Origin of the sequence: Sphingomonas zeicaulis (assembly GCF_050433225.1) — a bacterium.
In the GTDB taxonomy this organism is placed as follows: Bacteria; Pseudomonadota; Alphaproteobacteria; order Sphingomonadales; family Sphingomonadaceae; genus Sphingomonas_D; species Sphingomonas_D zeicaulis.
Genome location: NZ_JBNPXQ010000014.1, coordinates 1 through 20,234 on the forward strand (window position 1 = coordinate 1; position 20,234 = coordinate 20,234).

Below are 20,234 nucleotides of genomic sequence, written 5' to 3' on the forward strand. Positions count from 1 at the left end.
GCAACCGAAGGGGGAATTATCGACTGTCATCGGGCAAGTGCCCTCACACTGGCTCCGCGACGACATCGTCGCTTTCACAAGCGGGAGCCAGCGCTGCCAAGTGCGATCCGGTGAAGCATGCGCCATCACCGACAGTTTTCAAGATGGTGCGCCGTGCGCCGTCCGTCAAGGGCTCGCTGGACGCCTGAGCGTCCGGGCGGGTCGGCGGCTGAGGATTTCCGCGCGGCGGCTGGAGCCCAGGTGGACCGCACAGCCGCAGTAGCCGCTGCCCGGCCTATTTTCTGTCGAGGATGGCACAGAGCGTGTCCACGCGCGACGTGGAGCCTCAGGCCGTCGCGGTCGCATCTGACCTGGCCACGGAAAAACGGTTGGAAGAGGCGCTCCATGGCCGCCGCCAGAATAGGCGTGCCGCCATTCGATACCGCGAACCGCAACAGGGCTTCGGTCGTCCTTGCCGACACGCGAACCGGCTGATTCCTGGCGCCGTGCATCAACGCATTTCCGCGCAGGTTTGACAGGAGCTGTCCGATATGGCCACGGTCGCAATCGATCGGGTCATCGAGATCATAGTCGGCCAGAAGCGTTCGTTCCGGCGCAGTCGTGCGAAGTTCCTCGACGGCCTGCCAGAGCACGGGCTCAAGCGGTTCGTCGGTGTCGCGCACGAGCGTGATCCCCCCGCCGAGCCGGCTGGCATGGCTGACATAGCGCAGCGAGGTTGGCCGGAGCGCTATTTCCAGGATCATGATCAAGACGCGCGCAGGCGAGAACCACATAGGTGGTTTTACGAGCGCCAGGCCGAAGTTCTTAACCGCCATCGGCTTGCTTCGCTCGGAGCGCCAACATCGGGCTCCGGCATCCCACCAGCGTCCGTCGCCGAGATGAGCCACCCGCGTCAGTTGCGGTTCACCGCATCTCTCGCATCCCGCGCCTGCACGATCGATGCGGATCGCGCCGGACAGCTGCGGCCAGTCGATCGAATAGGGCCAGCAATATTCGAGGCGGATAGGCATGTTGATTCAACGCATCAACGTAAACCCGCTGAAAAGGGGTATTGAGCACTTTTTTGTCTTTGACTTGTCCCCGGCATGTTTACAACGGCGGCACCACGGCGCTAATTGCAAGCGCCGAATGGAGGCAGCCCGCGTATACGACAGGGTTTGGGACATTGATACCAGTTGCCGCCATCAACGGGAGCGTCTGGTTACGCCAAACTGGTCATTCGTAACCGTGAACACGCGACCGACGGCTGTGCGGGATCGCATTGTCAGGCGATGCTCGGGCGACGGTATTTGAGCGCGAGGCCGAGCGGCACGATCGCACCGGACGCCGGAGATGTAGCCACCGCGTCAATGATCTCGACAGCAGTAACCGCCTGGCGCTCTCACTTAGGCTGCTACGAGCTGCCTTACATGACTCAGCAGGGCGTCCGAGCTCCAGGGTTTGCGGACGAACTTCGCGCCCTTCGGTGTATCGTCGTCGGCTAGCCGATGATGCCCTGAGGTCAGCAACAGAGGCAGCAGCGGCCAACGGATATGAACAAGCTGGGCAAGCCCGAGCCCATCCAAGCTGCCGGGCATATCGATATCCGAGAACAATAGGTGAACCAGTGCTCCGTCGTTCAGGATCGTTAGCGCATCATCGGCATTGTCCGCTTCGATGACATGAAATCCAGCCTCTTCGAGGATGTCGATCCCATGCATGCGCACAAGAACATCATCTTCGACGACCAGCACGGTCAATATAGTGATAGCATTTGACATTCCCGGCTCTCCGCCCGGGAACTGCCCGGTCATAGTGTATGCTCCAGAACGCCTGGGCTACGTCTTTGGTACAATCAGGACGCAAGAAATCCGCCATTTGGCAGCGGCATGGTAAAAATAAACGTCGTTGCGACCTCGTCGGACCGCGCCACCAGCGTGCCGTCGTGGGCGCGTGCGATCTCGGAAGCGATATGCAGACCTAGCCCGAGCCCTTGCCGAGCGCGGTCATGCCCGCGAAAAAAAGGCTGAAACAGCTTCTCGATCGCAGGGGGTGGGATCGGGGTCCCACCATTGGAAACGGCGATCACCAGTTCATCAAGCGAGGTCGTAGCGTCGACCCGTACCGGCTGATCTTTCGCGCCGTGAGTGAGCGCATTGCCCAGCAGGTTAGAGAGGAGCTGACCGATCCTCATCCGATCGCACACGATCGGCTCCTGCATCGAGTAGTGGGCCACGATTTCCTGGTCTGGAGAGATGGACCGGAGTTCGGAGACGACCTGGCGTAACACGGGCTCAAGAGGTTCGCTCGCGTCACGGGCCAGAGTGATCCCGCCGCCTAAGCGCCCCCTCGCAAAGTCCATCACATTATCTATGAGCCCGGCCGCACGGACGACGCTTCCGCCCATCAAGGCGACAACCTTTCGGCCACGCTCGCTCAGAGTTTCCTTCGCCAGCATGTGAATGCCACTCGTAATTGAAGCCAGCGGGTTGCGTAGGTCGTGTCCGAGGACCGCGATGAATTGCTCGCGTAATTCCGAGTCTGCTCGTTCACTCACAATCGTCGCTTCGGCTTTGTCGCGAGCGTTGAGCAATCCCTGCTCGTAGCCTCGCCTTTCTGCCGCCAGGAACACGGCAAACCTCACGAGCGAGTCCGCCTTACGGTCTCCGCGGCTTTCATTGGCATTAACGAGTACGGGCAGCTTTTGCTGTCCGGAAGTGGCAATTTCGAGTGCGATTTCGTTCAATTGCCCGCGCATGCGCAGCGTCGGAGCGAAATGCGTCTCGTAGAATATCTTGCCCGGAATGGTCAGAAGGTCGGGAAGGCGCTTTCCAACAAGATTCTCAGGCCGAACGCCAACCCAGTTCGCAAAGGTCCGATTAGCCCGGATCAGGCGGCCGTCGCGGTCAGCCAGCAGATAGCCACATGGCGCCGTCTCGAAGAGGTCCTCGAAGTTGATCGTGACTGCGCCAGGCGCCGCATGGTGCTGAGGCTCAGACAAAGGCTTTGATCGCGGCGATCGTGGCCTCGGGCGCGCTCAGATTGGGACAATGGCCGGTGGCGTCGAGCGTTACCAGAACGCTCCCAGGTATCGCCTTGTGGACATAGGCGCCGACGCCTGGCGGAGCGATGACATCCTCGCAGCATTGGAGGATCAGGACGCGAGCGTTCACGTCGCGAAGATCCTCGCGGCTGTCCGTCAGAAATGTGACGCGAGCAAATTGCCTGGCGGCGTCGGGGTCAGTGCGACAGAAGCTACTGGTCAACTCTTCGCCAAGTTCCGGTTGATCGGCGTTTCCCATGATCACGGGGGCCATCGCTTGCGACCAGCCCACGTGGTTGGTGTCTAGGAATTCCAGAAGCTCTTCGATCTGTGCGCGGCTGAAACCGCCGACATAGTCGCCATCGTCAATGTAGCAGGGCGAAGGCCCGATAAGCACGATCGTCGAGAAAAGCTCGGGTGCCATCCGTGCCGCAGTAAGGCCGATCATTGAGCTGACCGAGTGGCCGACGAAGATCCCGTCTCTCACATTCAAAGCCCGAGCGAGCTCGACGACATCATTCGCGTAGCCGTCGAGAGATCCATATTTCACGGCATCGTAGGCCTTAAGATCGGATTCACCGGCACCGGCATAGTCGAACAAAATCGTGCGAAAGTCGGCCTCGAACGCAGGCGCGACGAAGCGCCACATATTCTGGTCGCAGCCGAAACCATGCGCAAACATCATCGCCTGATTCCCGGCTCCGGCGATTTTCACGTTCAGCCGCTTCTCGACTGTGGAAATGGAGCTGCTCTCAGGCGGCATCGCAATAATTCTGAAGTCGGAATACACACATCGGATCGATTACCTCGCATTCTGCGGCGGATAACGATCGTCGTCGCGGTCCGAGAATTCCTTCGTAGCACAGCGTAGAGTTGTGACAAAACCATGATGGGGCGGCAAGGGCCTCAAACTGAGTGGTACAGGCTTGGAATTGGGTGAGAAGTCCGCCGGCCGGTTTGTGCGACGCGAATGGCGGATGTCATCTAAAGCCGTCGCTCAGATCAAGGACGAGGAATGTCTTGAGCTGGTCGATTGCGGACCGGCCGGCGGACTAGTCGCTACTGTGGACGCACCGACTTATCGAGCGCCGGTCAGCCGGCCCGTGACGCTACGCGGCGCGTGTAGTGCAGCGCCGGCAGTTCGGACTCGCGGTCGATGATCGGTGTCGGCGCGGCGTCGAAAATAGCGGCTGCGACCCGCAGCGACGCTAGGTTGTCCGGTGCGATCACCGCCTCGATATGGATCGCGGAAATTCGCGCGCCCGCGAGCCCTGCCGACAGTTCGGCGAGCGCCGCTATCAGTGTCGCCTTGGCAAGCCCGTGCCCGCGATAGGCCTCGGGCACCGCATAGCCGATGTTGACCACCGGCTCGCCATCCTCCAGGCCGTTCTGGGCGAACATCACCAGCACCGTGAGCGTCTACCCTTCGGCCCGCATATAGTTGGCGGAGGCCCGTTGGGCGTGTCCGGCGCGAACAGGAGGTTCCTGTCCCGCCGCGTCGGCTGGACCGGGATCAAGCCCTGCTCGAACGCCTCCTGGAACTGCACCAGCGCGCTCATCGGATCGGTCATCTGCGCCATCGTTCAGCCTTCCGCAGGCACTGCTCGCCGCGGCGGCGACCGCCGCTTCCGCCACTGGACCCGGCTCGCCCTGCGGGGGGGCGGGCCTGCGCGCATCGACAATCCTGAGCAGGTGGCTCGCCAGCATTACCACCTCGATCGCCTCACCCGCATCGTTCATTTCCACCGCTCGGTGTGAATGCGGATTCTTGTAGGAGCCGATCGCGCCGGCGAAGAGATGCATGAGCGCCTCGCGCTCGCCCTCATCCTGGTTTGGATCGCGCAGCGGCCCGTTGTCCTTATGGAACGCCCGACGGATCATCGCTACGCCGTGATCGCTCGCCTCGAAGCCTGCAGCCTCGCGCACCACGATCTCGACCGCGCGCATCGCTTGGAAAACGGCCGCCGCGAAATTACCGCGCACGAACGCCAGCCACACTTCTTCGGCAATCGCCGGATGGAGCAGCTCGCGATTGAGGCGCTTCGCCATCACGAACTGCTGAAAATCCTCGGTTGTCTCGAAGGCGCGGGCGCGGCGGCTCAGCATGCGCCCTGGCGCCGTATGATCGGCGGGAAAGGGGATCAGCAGGCCTTGCGCCTGCAACCACATCATCGCTTCGGTGAGCGCGAAGGCGACCGAGACGCGCGCCTCGTGCGGATAGCCCTTGCCGCCCTCCGAGGGCAGCTTCTCGGTCATCACCTCGGTGATGAAATTGCTCGTCTGGAGCTGGTTCTTGTCGCGCTCGAAGCGGTTGCGCATGAGGAATAGCAGCTTGCCCGCCAGCTCTTCGGGCGCGAGTGCAAGCAGTGCCTCATGGTCAGGTATCGCGTCATGGATTTCGATCATGAGCCGATCCTTATCGGACGGTACCGATGGCGAGAAGATGTTTGGCCCATCTGCGATGCGCCAGGGCGCCTGGGGCGACTGCTACGCGCACCTATCAAGGGGGGAAATCTCCGGTCTTGTGCACCTGCGGCAGCGACCCGGTTCGGCCAACGGCGTCATGTTCATCACGCTGGAGGACGAGACCTCCGTCGCCAATCTGGTTGCCTGGGCCAAAGTGTTCGAGAAGCGCCGCCGCATCTTGCTCGATGCAACGATGATGGGCGTGCGCGGGCGGGCAACTTATGTTCGCAGCAGTTGGACAGGCGCCATTCTCCGAACTGTTTGCCGAGCGCTTAGTCGAAGCGAATGCCGAACAGCCCGCCCTCGGGCGAATCCGACAAAACCGTATCGAGGACGTACTCGCTGAAGCTCACGTCGCCCTCACGCTCCGCGCGGGCCAGTTCGTCGGAATTTAGCAGCGCGACATATTGGATGCCGGTTTCCCGAGAGAATTCAGCAGCGATCGTGAGAGCCCGGGCAAACTGGCGGCCGTCGACCGGCTCGAACAAATGGCTGTCATGAATGAGGAAGCCGGGACCACGGCCCCTCTGATGGGCGATCGTCGCCAACGTCCAGTCGAAGCAGAAGATCTCCATGCTCATCACGCCGGCACTCTGGTCGGAGGGCGTGGTCGGCACGAAACGCAGGCCGTCGTCATCGGCCGAAATCGCCAGCGTCCCCGGCTTCTCGAACAGGCGTTCGGAGATGGCGGAGAACGTGGTGCTGGCCTGCTCGACGATCGTCGAGCGTTCGCGTTTGTCCTGCTTGACCGCCTGTGCCGCTTCCTTGGCGTCACGACCCAGTTGTTCGAACTGATCCTCCAGAGTCTTCGCCTCGCTCAGCCGGGCCTCGAGCCCACTGACCACCGATCGCTGCTCGGCGAGCTCATTCTGGAGCTGGAGCAGGGTCTCGGCCGGCCCGCTCGACCGCAACGCCGCGGCGATCTCGCGCCGGCGCTGTTCGAGCCGCTCGCGTTGCGGCTGGCGGTTTTCGATCCGCCGCCGGGCCGCGTGGAGCTCGTTGCGCAGATGCGCCTGACGATGCTCGACGAGCTGGCGGTGGAAGGACTGGACCTCCTCGTAGCGGCCCAGCACTCGGTCGGGGAAGACGAGTCGGGCCTCCTCGAACAGCCGCAGCAGGTCGGTGTTTTCGCCCGGCGCCTCGGCGGCGAGCGCCCGCTCGTTGATCGTGACGACCTCTTGGTCGATGACGTCGCGATCCGAAAGATCCCGGAACAGCTGGTTGAGTGATGCCAGCTCATATTCGAGTTCTCGAAAGGCGGGGAGCACGTTGAACTCGCGCACGCGCTCGTCGAGCCGGTCGCGGCTGAGCTTGGCCGCCGCGATCTGGGCGGCGATCTCGGCCTCGAGATCGACCTTTCGACGCCCTTGCGGCGCCATCGCCTCCATCTCCGCCAATGTCTTGCGCGCGATATCGAGCTTCTTGATCGCCGCCTTGGCCTCATGAAGGCGGCGCACCAGCTCGGCGTCGAGCCCGAACAGCTCGGCGAGCGTCGTCTGGGTGTCGGCGGCACTTTGTCCGCTGCGGCTGTGGACGGGATTCTCGAAGCCGCCATCGCGCCGGCGTCGAGCGAAATAGGCCATCATCTTGCGGAAGCTGGCGGCCCCCTTTTGCCGGTCCGCATCGAGGCGAAACCAGCGTTCGCCCAACAGGTCGCACCAGTCACTGTTGAGAATGCGATCGACTTTGGGAAGGGCGGGCAGAACGAGATCGAGCCCGTCGGCGGGCTTTACGCCGGACTCGACCAGCACCGTCTTCCGGCCGGCGACGCTGCGGCTGACCTTGGTACGCGGGCCGGCATCGAGATCGAGCGTGAACAGCCATTCTGCCAGGATCGCGGCCTTCAGGGCGCCATGATGCTGGCCGCCGAGCAGGAAATGGAGGATCTCGATGACGCTCGATTTTCCTGCGCCGTTACGGGTGCGCAGGCGCTCCCGGACCCCTTTCTCGGGGGTGGTTGCGCTCTTGGTCGTGAGCAGGATGTTGAGGCCGGGCCGGAACTCGATGGTCTGGAAGCTGGGGCGGTCGGCGGACAGGCGATGGAGCATGGTCAGGCCACCGATCGGCGGGTGAGCAGGCCGTCCTGATCGATACCGACGAGGCCCAAAAGGTAGAGCAGGTCGATCGCGAGGATGAACCAGCTATAGGCGATAGGGCGGTCGCGGCTCTGGCTGCGGACCTCGTCCCAGACCCCCGACACCGTCCGTGGCATCGCCAGCGCATCGAAGATGCGGCCCGACAGGGTCAGCAGCGCGCGATCAGGCGCGATATTCTTTGTCGGCAGGATCATGTCGCGGCCTGCTTAGCGGGAGGTTGCTCGAAAATCTCGCAGGTCGAGAAGAAATGCGCGACGATCGAGAGGGCGGCGACGTCGCGATCGGAATCATCGCTCGCGCCGCCAGCGAAGACGATCATCTTTTGGAAGATCCGGTCGGGCTCCATCGCGCTGGCGCGGCACTCGCCATAGCGGGCCTTGAAACCCTCGGCCATGCGCTCGGCTTCCTGCGGATCGACCTGGTCCATCAGATATTGATGGACGCGGTTCGCCCCGGCCTGTCCGACCGACAGATATTGTTGGGCGCCATGGGGGAGCGCATTCCAATCGGCCTTTTCGGTGAGATCGGGGGGCAAGACCACGGGATCGAGCTTGTCCTCGGCGATGCCGCGCTTGATGAGGCTGAGCGCGCGACCAATATTCTCATAGGTGATGCCGGCCATGTCGGTCGGGCGCGGCGCCAGGCCGAACATCGCGATCCGCTCGGCCGCCGGCATGTCCTGGGCGAGGCCGAAGATCTCGGCGCGGCCCCAAGGCAGCCCCTCCACCTTGAGGCGGGTCGACAGGGTCTTGATCTCGAGCGCGACCTCGGACGGGGCCTTGTCGCGGTCGATGTTCATGACGAAACGCCAGGCCTTCAGCGCATCCTGCCAATGGTCCTTGGCACCGGTGAAGTCCTCGCGGATCTTCTTGAGCGCGGGTTCGACATCGACCTTGCCGTAGCGCGGTCCATAGCATTGAAAGACCATGCCGGCCGAATGGCGGTAGCCGTCGCATTTGAGGTCGCCCCGCGAGCCCATCGGCGTGGTTGCGGTGAAATCCTCGCGCCAGACGGCCTTGGCAATTCTCTGGAAATACTGCTCGAACGGGTCGCCGACGAGGTCGTGCAAAGCGTTGGCGAGCCGCATTTTCTGCCACTCCCAATCATAATCGATCGTGTCCATGGCGTCCCCCCGGCCGCGACCTTAGCCGCAAAGCCCGCGCCCGCCACACACTTTTGCGTCCATGATGGCGCGGTCCTGGCCGGTCCGTTCACAGCAAAAGCGACAGCTCGGCTTGGTCATCGACGACATCGATACGGAAGGTCCCGCGCGGGGGCGGCGCAAGCAGCTCGGCGTCAGGGATCGTGGCGTCGAGCCACTGCATGAGCTGACGGCGCAGGATGACGGCCCCGTGCCGGTGCTGATGCGGGGCCACGTCCGGGTTGGCGGCCACAGTGATGAGGCGGTAGCTCAATGCCCAATCGGCCATCGGCGGCTCCCAGAGGCCGGCGATATAGAAGAAATTGCCGTCCTAGAGCTTGACCCGCTGCCCACGGGCAGTCTCGACATCAGCTGGGTCTTCCCGCCGCCGCTCCATGCCAGCCAACCGGGGCTCGCCTTCTAGGATATAGCCAAGCTTATGGCGGAGCGCGCTGCTCCGCCATCGCTGAAGCTCAGAAGCCGCGTGGAAGCGGGTGCTCGGTGGTCTCGACCGCCTCGGGGGCGAGCGGATCGGGCGAGCGCATCAGCCGCGCGACCTTGGCGGCGAGCGTCGGCAGATAGTGTTCGGGGCCCATCAGGAAGAGCTCGGTGCCCAGGCCATAGATACTGGTGCGTTCGACTTTGATCGTCCGCCAGCCATGGCGCTGCTCCCAGGCGAGATGTGCAGGGCTTTCGGCGCTGTCGCCGCGATAGGGCTCGCTCATCAGCAGGTGGACCCGCGCCTCGGGGTCGTACCAGCCATGGTCATGGTCGGCGAGCTCGGGCCGGTTGTCCCATTTCCCCTTCGGATAGCGGCGCTGCGAGCCTGACGGCTTCAGCCGGGTCGCGTCCATGAACTGGAGCGCGCGGGCGACCCGCATCACATCCTGCCGACTGGCGCTCTTGTCGCGCATGAAGCCGTCGACATCGACCCGGGTCGCATGGGGCAGGGTGCAGCCGCCGAGATAGCCCTCGAGCTGGTGCAGCTTGATCAGTTCGAGCAGCGGCGTGCGCAGCTTGACCGTGACCGAGGCGGTCCCGGCGAGCCGCGCCTTGGTGTCGCGCCAGCGCTGGTAAATTTCGATCCGGTGGAAGGGGCTCGACTGGAGGTCGGGCAGCCAGACGCGGGCATGGGCGTAGTTCTGGTAGCCGCCGCGGCGCGCCGTCTCATCGAGCGCGTCGTGGCGCTGACGGTTCTCTTCGCGCGCCAAGCGGTTGGCACGTTTCTTCAGGTCCGAAAGCTTGTGAAAGACATAGGTCGCCATCGTCGTTCTCCATCGATCTCTGAGGAAAACGTCGCCTGCTGCCGTTGTCCCGAGACCCACGAAAAACGGGGCGGGTTCTGATATCGGGGCAGCGCCACGAAGGCTTTGCTGGTGCAGGCGGCAGGCCACTGCGACTGGCCTTGGAGCCCATATTTCCATGGGTTCCGGGCGCTGTCAACGCTGTCGTGCCCGGCGGCAGGGTGAAACCGAACCGAAATTCTCGACGGCTTGACGGACGCCTCAGTTCCTCGGAGCATATAGCGAACATATAAGTCGTGAGTCCGATACCCGCCCAGCCCTAGTCCCATTCGCCCGCGCGCGCCGATCAGCTCGCCGCCCTGCGCTTGGCGCTTGCGCCGGCCGCATCGGAGCGAGTGTTGGTCTTGCCATTCGGGATCGATGCGCTCGATGCGCGGCTGGCCGATCACGGGCTCGATGGTGCGGGGCTCCACGAAATGGCGGGCGCTTCAGCGTTGCTCGGGGACGATGCGGCGGCGACTTTGTTTCTTGCCGACCCGATCCGAGCCGGCCGCGCGGCCGGACGCTGGCATCGAAGCCGCACCCGGCGCCCGCGGACCCGGACGAGATCCTGCCGGCATCTACATGAGGCCACCGGACGGCACCCCTGGGGGGGCCTGATCGTATGAGCGACGCCCCAGACGTGTCGGATGGCGCGCCGGCCTAGAGCCTGAAGGCGGGCGCTCCGCCACCAGCATAAAGACCATGCCCGAAGCGCAGCAGCAGGTCGAGCTTGTCGATATCGTGCAGGCTCGCGACATGATGGATGAAGGCGCGGTTGGCGCGGTCGGAGAGGGTGAGTGCGTCGCGGATCCGGTCGAGATTGGCGAGCGCATCGGCCGGCAGCTCGTCGCGAAACGCGATGATCGCCTCGCGCGGCTGTTCGGCGACGAAACTGTGCATCTTGCCGAGCAGGCCGGTGACGATATCGGCGATCTGGATGCCGGCCTCGGTTTTGGAGTCCGCGAAGCGGTAATTGGTGACCGGGACACCGTTCGCGCTTAGCGGCAACCGCTCGAACTGGGCGCGGATCACGGGCTCCATGTCGAGGATATGGTGGGCGTTGCGGAACAGCGCGATCCGCTGGGTATAGAAGGCGCTGAACTCCGCGATGAGAAGATGGGGGGCATTGTCCTCGACGAATTCGAGCCCTTCCAGCGAGCGCCCCATCTCGACGATGCCCTTCAGCATCATCCCCTCGAAATGCGGCAGGATATCGAGATGGTCGCGGACCAGCGCGCGCAGCTCGTTCAGGAAGGCGCGGTGCGTGCCCGGCGCGAGGCCGGGATAGTCATGGCGATAGAAGAGGTCGACGACCGCGGGGATGTTCTGGCTCAAGATGAGGTGGAGGTCGCTCTTGATACGGGAAGCGGCCATGAACAGCATCGGGTTGCCGCTCTCGGGCAGAATCGAATCGATGATGTCGACGATCGACCAGTAGAGCGGGTCGAGCTCGCTATAGTGCCAGACCAGGCCCTGATCGCGGACCCAGTCGAGGACGATGGCGAGCCGGGGCGAGGCGATCAGCCGGGTGAAGTCGCCCTTGGCGATATTATCGACCTTCAGCTCGGCGACCGCCGCCGGGGTCGCGAGCGCCTTGCGCAGTCTCGCCATGTCGAGCGGTCTGGGCGGACCGGCATGGCTGACGCCGCCGAGCACGAAGGTCTTGAGCGTGTCTACATTGAAGCCGCGCTCGTCGATGCGCAGCTTCCGGATATTGTTGGTCTCGTCATGATAGAAGGTGCGCACCTCGTCGAGCCCGGTCAGCTCGCCCATGGCGATCGCCATCGCGCGGATTTCCGCGATATCCTGCGTGACCGTCCCATCCTCAGCGGCCATGGTCGATCCTCTCGGCCGGGCGGCCGGGGCGGCGCCAGGTCGAGGCCAGGCCGCTCCCGCCCATCACAGGCCGGCAGCGTCCTTGATGATGGCGGCCGCCAGCGCGACACCGATCTTCTCGGCGGCGCCCAGCGACCATTTGCCGACCTTGGCGAGGCTCTTGAGCACGCCCGGCCCATCCTTGGCGGTCGCCGCCTCTTGCGCCTCAACGATCGCGGTGAGCTCGCCCATCTGTGCCGCAGAGCTTGCTTGGGGCGCCAGGTCGGCGCGGAGCGCAGCTAGCTGGTCCGCCAGGGCCGGCAGGTCGATATCCTTGGCGAGGTTCGCCCATTGCTGGGTGAAGTCCGAGGCCTGGGCATTGTTGCCCATCGCGCCGGCCTGGCCGTAATTATTGTAGGTGGACATGGTGATGGTCGCTCCTGGTCCGACATGTTGCACCAACTGGGTCTCGAAGGCCCGGGTCTTCTCCGCCGCGGTCATGACGGCGCGGGCGAGATTTGGGCTCGCGCCCGCCTTGCGCAGCGCATTATGTAGTTCGTCGATCTGGCCAGGCTGGTGGATCCGTTCGAAGATGGCGCCAAGCTGGGCATAGAGGTCGAGCCGGTCGGCGAGCAGCGGCGCCCGGTGACCTGTCAGCCGCTCCGCCGACAGTGCGATCCGGGCCTTCAACAGGCCGAGCCCATCATCATCGAGCGTGTCGAGCCGAGGTGAGAGAAGCAGGGCCAAGCAGCGCTCGAAGCAGAACAGCTCGAGATAGAGCCGGTTGACGATGATGCGGGCGGTCCGCAGCCGATCGCGCGGCCGGCCGTCCTCGGCCTCGAGCACGAAGACCGGGAGACCCAACGGGGGCGCGAATTGCCGCGACACCTCGCTGATCGCATAGCGGACGCCGTCGATCTCGCCGCCGTGGCGGTGGCCGCGTCCTTTGGGGTCGAAGGGCAATGGCGAACCCTGGAGGGTGATCAGCGGCTTGGCGGTGAAGAGCCCGCAGGTCCCGGCCGGGTTGCCCTTGGTGGCGCCGGTCCCGAACAGATCGGCGATCATCGGTCCCGCGTCGCGCAGCGCAGCGGTCGTGCCTCGCCCGGGTGAGCGCAGCCGGGCGGCGAGGATCTGCTCGAGGTCCCGTCCGAGCGGTGCGATACCCTCCTCGCGAAATTGCGGGATGACGACCCCGATCGAGAAATAGGCACCGCCTTCGCCATCGGCGTAGAGGCGCTTATATTTGGCGCGGAGCGGCACCCTTTCAGGCATCCAGTCCCCCGCTTCGACGACCAGCGAGCGCCGCACTTCGCAAATCTGGGTCTCGCCCGCCCAGCCCAGCACGCCGCCGAGCGGCCGCGGGACGATCGCGCCGAGATTGCGCTGGAAGGGCGCGCGCGACAGCCCGGGCGCCGGCCAGCTTGGCCGCCGGGTCAGCGACGTCCGCGCGGGCAGGAAATGGCGCTCGTCGAAGATCGGGATCGAAATGGTCGCGAACACGAAAAGCCTCATGCAAACAGGGACGGCGAATTACGATCGCCGTCCCTTGATTACTCCCGATCCGTCTTTAACCGGCCTCCCAGGGTATTAGCCTGGAGCCTGTCAAGGCGATCGATCAGTCCCTTGCGGTGCGTATCAGCTCGGTCATCTGCCTCGCTGATCGAGGATATTTGGTACACCCCCGTCGCGATCGCAAGGTCCTATCGGGAATTCATGCGCCGGCGGCCCGGAAGTCGGGCGGATCGCTGTCGAGCCGCCGTGCGATGAACCCGGCATAGGCCTCGATCCCGTCGAGAAGTGACAGCCGGGCCTCGGCGCGGCGGGTCAGCTCGGCGACGAGGCACATGGTGGCCATCATCTCCTTGCGGCTGAGATCGAGCATCTCATATTTCGGGAAGAGCGCGCCCTCGTCGAGCAGCGGCAGGAGATGCTCGAGGATGGCCCGGCCACGCGGCGTGTCGCGATCACGCGCGGCGAGCGCGGCGAAGGACGCGAAGATGTCGGCGAGCTGCAGGCCGGCATCCGCCTTCGACGAGCCGAACCGCAGTTCGCGATGGAGATGGAAGGTCAGCGGCTGCCGGCGCCCGCGAAACTCGAAATAGGCGGTTTCGGTGCGGCTCACAAAGCTGTTGAAGAAGTCGCTGAACGCCTCGAGCGGCCGCGATTCATCCATGACAACGTCGATCTCGCCGTAGCGTTCGCCGCTGGTGGTCAGCACCGACTGGGCCGAGCTCAGGCTGAGGTCGAGGACGAACTTGATCCGGCCCGTGTCGTCGGCGAGGTCGTCTAGCTCGGCCATCGCCTGCTCGCGATTGGCCTCGGCGAAGCGCAGGATCGGTTCGATGGCGAGATCGGACTGGTCCTGTGCCGTAGGATCGAAATAGAGCGCCGGCGCGCCACTTTGCCGCCGCATGATCGCCTCGAACCGCTCGGTAAGGCGCGCGGCGGTCTGATCGCCACGCTGGAGATAGGCGAACAGCACCATGGCGACATAGTCATGGACGCCCCGATCGTAAAAGAAGCGGCTGTTCTCGGCGAGCACCGGCTCATAGATATATTCGTAGAATTTGCAGCTGAGCGCGTAGAGCTTGTGGTTGAGCGCGATGGTGGTGCGGCCGCCCAGCAGGCTGGTCAGCCAGGCGATCAGCTTGGGTGCGCAGTCCCGTCGGTACAGGTCCTTGCCCTTGAGCTCTGCGGTGCCGATCGCGAAGCGCGACCGCAATTCGGCGACCAGCCCGTTCGCCTGAGAAGGCTCCACGGCGGTCGCCGCATAAGCGAAGAAGGGCTGATCGGGATTGAGCAGATTGTCGCCGGTGAAGCCGGCATCGTCGCAGTAGATCGTCGTCACCATGGGGCGGAGATAGGCATTGCTGTAACGAAAGGCTACGAGGACTGCATCCAGATCGGGGCGCATCCGAGCGGCACAGATGAGGGACGGGGAGAAGGCATGACGGATTCGATCTCGGCCGAGATCATCCTGCGCCCCTTGCGGGTCGGGTTCCTGGTCGACCCCGCCGACCGGGCGACGATCGGCGAGGTAATGCGGCTGGCGACCTGCATGTGGGGTGGCATGATGTTGCCGCTCATCCCCGTGATGAAGAGGCTGCCGCGCGCGTGGCGGCCCGACCATGGTCGCGCGCGGTCCTCTGCTGCGCTGACGCGGGGGATGCTCGACTTCTTCGAACCCGACATCTTCGTGTCGGCCGCGGCCGGCCAGTTCGAGGCGGCCGGCATCGCTGCACCGTCGACGCTGCACGAGCGAGAACGGATGGTCGGTCTTGGCAACATGATCCGCACAGAGGGTATCGCGCGACCGGTCCTCAACACCGGCATCGGGATGGATCATGTCTATGAGCATCTCTACAGCACCGAATATCGGTCTCAGCGCATCAACAGCCGGGACGTCCTGCACTTCGCCGGCGGGGACAGGATCGGCCAGGCCTTTGCGGAGACGGCTTATGGCGTGTTTCCCGAGGAAGGACCGCTCGGCGAGCTCGCCAATTATCATCGCGGGGCGCTCGGTGCGATCGACAGGGTGCCCGATTCGGCGGCTTGGTCGACCGTTGCCCAGGGGCATAGCGACGTCCCGCTCGACCATACGCTGCAGGGCAGTACGCTGCGCTATCGCTGGGACGCCTCGCCGGTCATCTTCGTCTTCGACCCGCTGAGCGGGCTCGGCGTCATCGATTTTTGGAACATGCGGCTGGTCGCCGATGTGCTGCCGGTCAACGTCCATTAGCTGGCGGCATCGCGCGAGGGCGTCGTCGATATCATCCATCGCAACCATAGGCCGCAGCCCGGCAGCCGCCATGGCATGATGACCCCGGCGATCCTGCAGGCCGGCCGGTCGCTCAACCGGGCCAAGGTGCTGGCCACCCTTGATCTCGCCAGCGCGGGCTTCGCCCCCGGCGCCGTCGTCGTTCGGCGGGACATGCCGGGGTTGGCGCCGCCGACCGATGAGCTGCCGACCGTCGAGATGCGCGCCGAGCTGGTCGTCGCCGAGCAGCATAGTGCGCTGACCGCGGCGGGGACGGGTCAGTTTATGCGCTATCCATCTTTGTCGCCGGCCTTCGACACCCAGCGCAATGCGTTGGGCCCGGATGGGTCAATGTCGTCCGGCCGAGCATCTATGCGCCCGACGGTGTCCTGGCGCGCGCCCTCCCGCCGGCCGCGGTCGACCGCATCCCCTAATATACCTGACGTGGCGGCATGCACGAGTTCCGGGCGCGCGAAGGCTTTGTCTGCCTGCAGAGCTTCGCCGGGCATCCAGGGCATCTGACCCTGCCCACCACCCAGGAGGCGGTGACCAGCTGGCTGGCGGCCAGGGCATTGTCGCCACGACATCGGATGCGGGGTGGGTGGCCGAGCAGCTGATCGCGTCGATCGGCGGACTGACGCGTATGGCGATCGTCGCGGATCCCGAGACGATCCAGTTCTTCGACGGGCTGGCCCGCCGGCGGCGCGTCCACGACGACGGCAGCAGCGAGGAATATTCCGACCGCACAGCGACGATCGCCAAGCTTGAGCAACTTCTCAAGGCGTTGAAGAAAAAGCGCTTCGGCGGACATCGCTCGATCGAGCAGTTCGTCAAGCCGGCATGCTCCGCCTCGGCATCGCCACCGCCTGTTCGCACTGCCTCAAGGAGAATTGGTACAGCCTCGACGACATCGGCGGTGCGGTGCGAGCGTTGCTTCAAACGCTTCGACTTCCCGCAGGGGCAGGTCCCGAAGCGCTGCAATTGGAAATATCGGGTGGTGGGGCCGTTCGCCACGCCGCATCATGCCCAGGGCGGCGATGCGGTCGGGCTGACCCGGCGCTTTCTCGAAGATGAGATGTCGACGCGCAGCGACTTCACCTTCACCACCGGGCTCGAACTTGCGACCTCAGGCGCTACGCTGGAGACCGACTTCTTCGCCTGGCACCGGATGGAGAGCCACGGACCGCAGCGGCGCGAACCCCTGTTGTTCGTCGGCGAGTGCAAAACCTTCAGCAGCCATGTGCTCAAACCGAAGGACATCGACCGGCTGATCTCGCTCGGGACCGCGCTGCCCGGCGCCTATCTCGTCGTCGCCAACCTAAAGGAGCGGCTGTCCGCTGAGGATGTGCGCGCCCTGCGCCGGCTGTGTCGTCGCTGGGGGTGGCAGCGCGGCCGGCGGGAGGGCCTGGCGTCGCGGGTGGTCGTGCTGACCGGGCATGAGCTGTTCGGCTTCGGCGGGGTCTCGCAAATCTGGGAGGAGGCAGGCGGGGCGCTGGCCGAGGTTGCCCGCCGTGTCGGCCATATCGCCAGTTTCGAGCGTCTCGCCGACGCCACCCAGCAAGCGCATCTCGGCTTCTCGGACGAGGAGATGATCGGCATGCGCTATGGTCGCGCGGCGCTGGCGGCATGGCAGACCCGACGGCCGATGCCCGCGTCCGGAGGGCCATCATGATCGTCAACCTGCCGACCGCGGAGGGGCTGAACATCACCGCGGTGAAACCCTATTTCCGGGCTTGGGACGAGCTCATCTCGCCCATGTCCGATTTCGATGGGCTCCATCCGGACTATAGCTTCGCCGAGACCGAGGGGGGAAGATCTATGGGCCGAGGAGCGGGCCGAGTATCTACGCGGCGCCCAGGAAGATCTCCACGCGATCCTGGCGGTCGTCCAGCGGTCGAACGAACTGGCGCTGAAGGCCAGGAACGCGGCGGTCAGCCCGTTCCTGCTAATCGATGGCGACATCCCGTTCAGCGTCCGCGCGCGGGACATCGATTTCGCGGCCTTGCGCACGCGCGATGCGGCCGAGCTGCCCGAGGCGGTCAACAGCCTGACCGCAACGATCCTGCCCGACCGTTATGTCCAGCGCTATGGCGCGCTCCGGGTCCGCCGCAACCGCTATGCCCATCTCGGCAACACCGATGTGGTTCTCTATCCCGTGCGGATCTGCGGCGATCTCATCAACCAATATATCGATCTGTGGCCAAACCGGCCCTGGTTGCGCGATCGGGTCGAGATGATCGCGCTCGGCCGGCGCGACTATTTCGACGACAAGCATTGGTCGTCGCGCCAGGAGGTCATGTTCGGCATGGGCTATGAATGGCCGTTCATTGCGCCCCGCGCTTTCCGGACCCTGTTCGGGGTGAAGAAGTCGGCGTTCCGCTTTGCCTGCCATGCGTGCCATGATGACTGGGCGGTCAGCCGCAACGGCCCCTTTCCGGGGACCGCGCCCACCAGCAGATCCATTGCGCGCTGTGCGGCCAGGATTTCGTCGCGCGCGGCCGAAATGCCGCGGCACCTTCGCGGCCCCGGCCGATGCGGCGATCGGCGCGAATGGCTGCTACAGCTGCGGTAAGGCGCTCGGTGATCGGCGAGGGGGCGAGGATTGAGCGAGATCGAGGCCTGGCTCAGGGACAAGGTCCTGGGGTTCGCGCAGCTGTCGCGGGCCGAACTCGACGCGATCAACGGCTTCGCCTTCCTCTGGGGCCTGTTCGAAGGCCGAGTCTTCCCGAACGGCGCGGGGGCCACGGCGATCTGCGATGCCGTCCAGCGCTGGCACGATGAAGGGCTTCTGAATGCGGCCGAGTTCGAGGAGGAGATCGGCTATTTCTGCGCGCGCTATTCGGAGAATGGCCAGCACAGCCCGCGCTTCAGCCGGCTCGAGCTGCGGCGCAACGACAAGCCAGAGCTGGTCGCGGCGGTGGTCGCCGGCGCTACGAACGACCCGGTCGAGCGGGTCTGCGCGATGCTGATCATCATCTATCGGTTTCGGAACAACCTTTTCCACGGCCTGAAGTGGCAATATCGTCTTGCGGGACAGCTCGACAATTTCCGAACGGCGAACGGAGTGCTGACCAAGTTGCTGCTTCGTCATGGCCGGCTGTCCGACGAGGCATGACGGGACGCGCGAGTATCCGCGAATAGCCACCATATGGTTTTTGGCAGGGGCATGTCGGCTTGGGCCTAGTAGGCTACCATTTCCGGACGGTCCGGATCCTCCCAATTACGGTCGCTCCCTCGCCGGCCGAAGCAGCATTAACGAACGGCAGCTTTCGGCGTCGTAGGCGGGCGGGCGGAACGACCAATTATAAGGCGCCTTTCTGACGATCCGCTTCGGAGCATTTCATCGGCGGCTTCTGTCAGGAGCAGACATTCGCGGTGGATGATCTGAACGACTGGCTCTGGTCGACAGGTGACGTCGGCTCGTGGGACTTTCTTGCCTGTCTTCTCGCGAGCGGCTCCGGCGCTTCATCGGCGTATGTGCCCTGTGCGCATACCCACTAAGCGCACCACCAAATGACCCGCGGGGCGCAATCCCGCTTGCGCCAATGCTGAAGCGTCCCGGGTTTTCTGGAGGCTATGCAGTTTGACTCATGCAGCCATATCGAGGGTTTCGATAGCGGCGTAGTAGTTTGCTTCAGCCTCGGCGGGTGGGATGTAGCCGAGCGGGCCGAAGAGGCGATGGTTATTATACCAATCGACCCAGCTGAGCGTTGCCATTTCCACCGCAGATGCGCTCGGCCAGGACCGCTGGCGCCAGATGACCTCGGCCTTGTAAAGGCCATTGATTGTCTCGGCCATGCTACGCATCAGTCGCTCGACCGTGCACTTGGCGACATGAAGGCCCTCGCGCCGCAACTGATGCCAGACCTTGCGCGAGCCGTAGAGTCCGAAGCTGGCCTCGTGAACGCGCCGGATCTGCTCGCACATGTCGTCATCCCGGCGCGCACGGGCGGAACGCTTCGCCGGATCGGCAAGGCGGGTCGCGTGTTCGTGATAGGAGGACGGGGCGATCGCCAGTTCGCGGCAGATCGGCTCGATACCCAGCTCCTCGCGATGGACGTCGATGAACGACATCATCATCTCTCGCGGCGGTCGAGCTCCGCCATCGCAAAATATGCCGACGCCTTGCGAAGGATCTCGTTGGCTCGACGGAGCTCCTTGACCTCGCGCTCCAGCAGCTTGAGCCGGGCCTTATCATCGACGCCCTGTGCCGCTGGTGCCGCCCGTCGGCCCGCCTCCGTGCGGCACCAGCGGCGCAGCGTCTCGGCCGTGCAGCCGATCTTCGAGGCAATCGAACTCATCGCCTCCCATTCCGAGCCGTAATCCGCACGGTGCTCGCCAACCATTCGAACCGCTCGATCACGGACCTCAGGCGAAAATCTGTTTCCCATCTTGCTCATACCGGATGCTCCTTCTCACAGTTCGGAGCCTCCGGAAAACCCGGGACGCTTCACAGTAAGCCCTCGACGTGGACGTCATACCACGACACCGACAGCTTTGTGGAATGGGGTGCGAGCGGCCATGGCCCACCTGCTGAGCTATATGACCGCTTCGCGCCAAATCTCTGGCATAGCGGCACATTCAACAGGCGCCTGAACGCGAACTTCAATCACGGCTCCACGACACGGTGGCGCCGCCGCGCGCTTCCCGC

Annotated in this window: 18 protein-coding genes, 2 pseudogenes and 1 other annotated feature; of the genes and pseudogenes, 5 read left to right on the plus strand and 15 right to left on the minus strand. The window is 64.4% G+C overall.

The annotated features are described in order from the left end of the window. Positions 1 to 125 precede the first annotated feature (125 nt). The 14 genes and pseudogenes from FHS96_RS27465 to FHS96_RS27530 form a co-directional block, all read right to left on the minus strand. Complete coding sequence (locus FHS96_RS27465) at positions 126 to 1,010, minus strand: sensor histidine kinase (RefSeq protein ID WP_429599520.1); 885 nt, start codon at positions 1,008 to 1,010, stop codon at positions 126 to 128. A gap of 375 nt (positions 1,011 to 1,385) precedes the next feature. Continuing rightward, complete coding sequence (locus tag FHS96_RS27470; protein WP_429599523.1) at positions 1,386 to 1,793, minus strand: response regulator; 408 nt, start codon at positions 1,791 to 1,793, stop codon at positions 1,386 to 1,388. Positions 1,794 to 1,834: 41 nt separating this feature from the next. Then, entirely contained in the window at positions 1,835 to 2,980 is a 1,146-nt protein-coding gene (locus FHS96_RS27475) for a PAS domain-containing sensor histidine kinase (protein WP_429599525.1), read from the minus strand. Further along, complete coding sequence (locus tag FHS96_RS27480; protein WP_429599527.1) at positions 2,973 to 3,812, minus strand: alpha/beta fold hydrolase; 840 nt, start codon at positions 3,810 to 3,812, stop codon at positions 2,973 to 2,975. Before FHS96_RS27480 ends, FHS96_RS27475 begins: the two co-directional genes overlap by 8 nt. A gap of 302 nt (positions 3,813 to 4,114) precedes the next feature. Continuing rightward, positions 4,115 to 4,423 (minus strand): GNAT family N-acetyltransferase, encoded by a 309-nt coding sequence (locus FHS96_RS27485; protein ID WP_429599530.1) that lies wholly within the window; start codon positions 4,421 to 4,423, stop codon positions 4,115 to 4,117. A gap of 18 nt (positions 4,424 to 4,441) precedes the next feature. Beyond that, positions 4,442 to 5,278: a TIGR02391 family protein gene (locus FHS96_RS27490; protein WP_429599532.1), complete on the minus strand. Its 837-nt coding sequence runs from the start codon at positions 5,276 to 5,278 to the stop codon at positions 4,442 to 4,444. A 482-nt stretch (positions 5,279 to 5,760) separates the two neighbouring features. Continuing rightward, positions 5,761 to 7,536, minus strand: a complete 1,776-nt coding sequence (locus FHS96_RS27495) for a DUF2326 domain-containing protein (protein WP_429599535.1) — start codon at positions 7,534 to 7,536, stop codon at positions 5,761 to 5,763. Between the two features lie 2 nt (positions 7,537 to 7,538). Then, positions 7,539 to 7,778 (minus strand): ABC-three component system middle component 6, encoded by a 240-nt coding sequence (locus FHS96_RS27500; RefSeq protein ID WP_429599538.1) that lies wholly within the window; start codon positions 7,776 to 7,778, stop codon positions 7,539 to 7,541. Then, the gene (locus FHS96_RS27505) at positions 7,775 to 8,707 is read right to left on the minus strand and encodes an ABC-three component system protein (protein ID WP_429599541.1); all 933 of its coding nucleotides are present in this window, start codon (positions 8,705 to 8,707) and stop codon (positions 7,775 to 7,777) included. The genes FHS96_RS27500 and FHS96_RS27505 overlap by 4 nt, the downstream gene beginning before the upstream one ends. 88 nt (positions 8,708 to 8,795) lie before the next feature. Next, positions 8,796 to 9,044, minus strand: a pseudogene (locus FHS96_RS27510) (SOS response-associated peptidase family protein); the annotation flags it as partial. 154 nt (positions 9,045 to 9,198) lie between these two features. Then, positions 9,199 to 9,990, minus strand: a complete 792-nt coding sequence (locus FHS96_RS27515; RefSeq protein ID WP_429599544.1) for a hypothetical protein — start codon at positions 9,988 to 9,990, stop codon at positions 9,199 to 9,201. 681 nt (positions 9,991 to 10,671) lie between these two features. After that, positions 10,672 to 11,847, minus strand: coding sequence for a DUF3800 domain-containing protein (locus tag FHS96_RS27520; RefSeq protein ID WP_429599546.1), 1,176 nt, complete (start codon positions 11,845 to 11,847; stop codon positions 10,672 to 10,674). 63 nt (positions 11,848 to 11,910) lie between these two features. After that, a complete protein-coding gene (locus FHS96_RS27525) occupies positions 11,911 to 13,326 on the minus strand; it encodes a hypothetical protein (RefSeq protein ID WP_429599548.1) in 1,416 nt (471 codons plus the stop codon). A gap of 211 nt (positions 13,327 to 13,537) precedes the next feature. Next, positions 13,538 to 14,740, minus strand: a complete 1,203-nt coding sequence (locus FHS96_RS27530) for a DUF3800 domain-containing protein (protein ID WP_429599550.1) — start codon at positions 14,738 to 14,740, stop codon at positions 13,538 to 13,540. 33 nt (positions 14,741 to 14,773) lie between these two features. Between FHS96_RS27530 and FHS96_RS27535 the strand changes: the two genes are divergently transcribed. The 5 genes from FHS96_RS27535 to FHS96_RS27555 all read left to right on the plus strand — a co-directional run bounded on the left by FHS96_RS27535 (position 14,774) and on the right by FHS96_RS27555 (position 18,698). Continuing rightward, positions 14,774 to 15,565 (plus strand): hypothetical protein, encoded by a 792-nt coding sequence (locus tag FHS96_RS27535; protein WP_429599553.1) that lies wholly within the window; start codon positions 14,774 to 14,776, stop codon positions 15,563 to 15,565. Positions 15,566 to 15,640: 75 nt separating this feature from the next. Then, on the plus strand, positions 15,641 to 16,105 hold the full coding sequence (locus FHS96_RS27540) for a hypothetical protein (RefSeq protein WP_429599556.1): 465 nt from the start codon (positions 15,641 to 15,643) through the stop codon (positions 16,103 to 16,105). 79 nt (positions 16,106 to 16,184) lie between these two features. Next, positions 16,185 to 17,255: a hypothetical protein gene (locus FHS96_RS27545; RefSeq protein ID WP_429599558.1), complete on the plus strand. Its 1,071-nt coding sequence runs from the start codon at positions 16,185 to 16,187 to the stop codon at positions 17,253 to 17,255. A 96-nt stretch (positions 17,256 to 17,351) separates the two neighbouring features. Then, a complete protein-coding gene (locus FHS96_RS27550) occupies positions 17,352 to 18,155 on the plus strand; it encodes a hypothetical protein (protein WP_429599560.1) in 804 nt (267 codons plus the stop codon). A gap of 30 nt (positions 18,156 to 18,185) precedes the next feature. Continuing rightward, on the plus strand, positions 18,186 to 18,698 hold the full coding sequence (locus FHS96_RS27555) for a hypothetical protein (protein ID WP_429599563.1): 513 nt from the start codon (positions 18,186 to 18,188) through the stop codon (positions 18,696 to 18,698). Between the two features lie 473 nt (positions 18,699 to 19,171). Here FHS96_RS27555 and FHS96_RS27560 read toward each other — a convergent pair. After that, positions 19,172 to 19,983, minus strand: a pseudogene (locus FHS96_RS27560) (IS3 family transposase). Further along, positions 19,588 to 19,702 (minus strand) — a sequence feature (AL1L pseudoknot). It overlaps the preceding pseudogene by 115 nt. Positions 19,984 to 20,234: the final 251 nt, after the last annotated feature.

Coding starts and splice junctions, on each gene's coding strand:
- FHS96_RS27465 (WP_429599520.1), bottom strand. CDS start 1,010: ATGCCTATCCGCCTCGAATATTGCTGGCCCTATTCGATCGACTGGCCG.
- FHS96_RS27470 (WP_429599523.1), bottom strand. CDS start 1,793: ATGACCGGGCAGTTCCCGGGCGGAGAGCCGGGAATGTCAAATGCTATC.
- FHS96_RS27485 (WP_429599530.1), bottom strand. CDS start 4,423: ATGTTCGCCCAGAACGGCCTGGAGGATGGCGAGCCGGTGGTCAACATC.
- FHS96_RS27490 (WP_429599532.1), bottom strand. CDS start 5,278: ATGACCGAGAAGCTGCCCTCGGAGGGCGGCAAGGGCTATCCGCACGAG.
- FHS96_RS27495 (WP_429599535.1), bottom strand. CDS start 7,536: ATGCTCCATCGCCTGTCCGCCGACCGCCCCAGCTTCCAGACCATCGAG.
- FHS96_RS27500 (WP_429599538.1), bottom strand. CDS start 7,778: ATGATCCTGCCGACAAAGAATATCGCGCCTGATCGCGCGCTGCTGACC.
- FHS96_RS27505 (WP_429599541.1), bottom strand. CDS start 8,707: ATGGACACGATCGATTATGATTGGGAGTGGCAGAAAATGCGGCTCGCC.
- FHS96_RS27515 (WP_429599544.1), bottom strand. CDS start 9,990: ATGGCGACCTATGTCTTTCACAAGCTTTCGGACCTGAAGAAACGTGCC.
- FHS96_RS27520 (WP_429599546.1), bottom strand. CDS start 11,847: ATGGCCGCTGAGGATGGGACGGTCACGCAGGATATCGCGGAAATCCGC.
- FHS96_RS27530 (WP_429599550.1), bottom strand. CDS start 14,740: ATGCGCCCCGATCTGGATGCAGTCCTCGTAGCCTTTCGTTACAGCAAT.
- FHS96_RS27535 (WP_429599553.1), top strand. CDS start 14,774: ATGACGGATTCGATCTCGGCCGAGATCATCCTGCGCCCCTTGCGGGTC.
- FHS96_RS27540 (WP_429599556.1), top strand. CDS start 15,641: ATGATGACCCCGGCGATCCTGCAGGCCGGCCGGTCGCTCAACCGGGCC.
- FHS96_RS27550 (WP_429599560.1), top strand. CDS start 17,352: ATGGGCTCCATCCGGACTATAGCTTCGCCGAGACCGAGGGGGGAAGAT.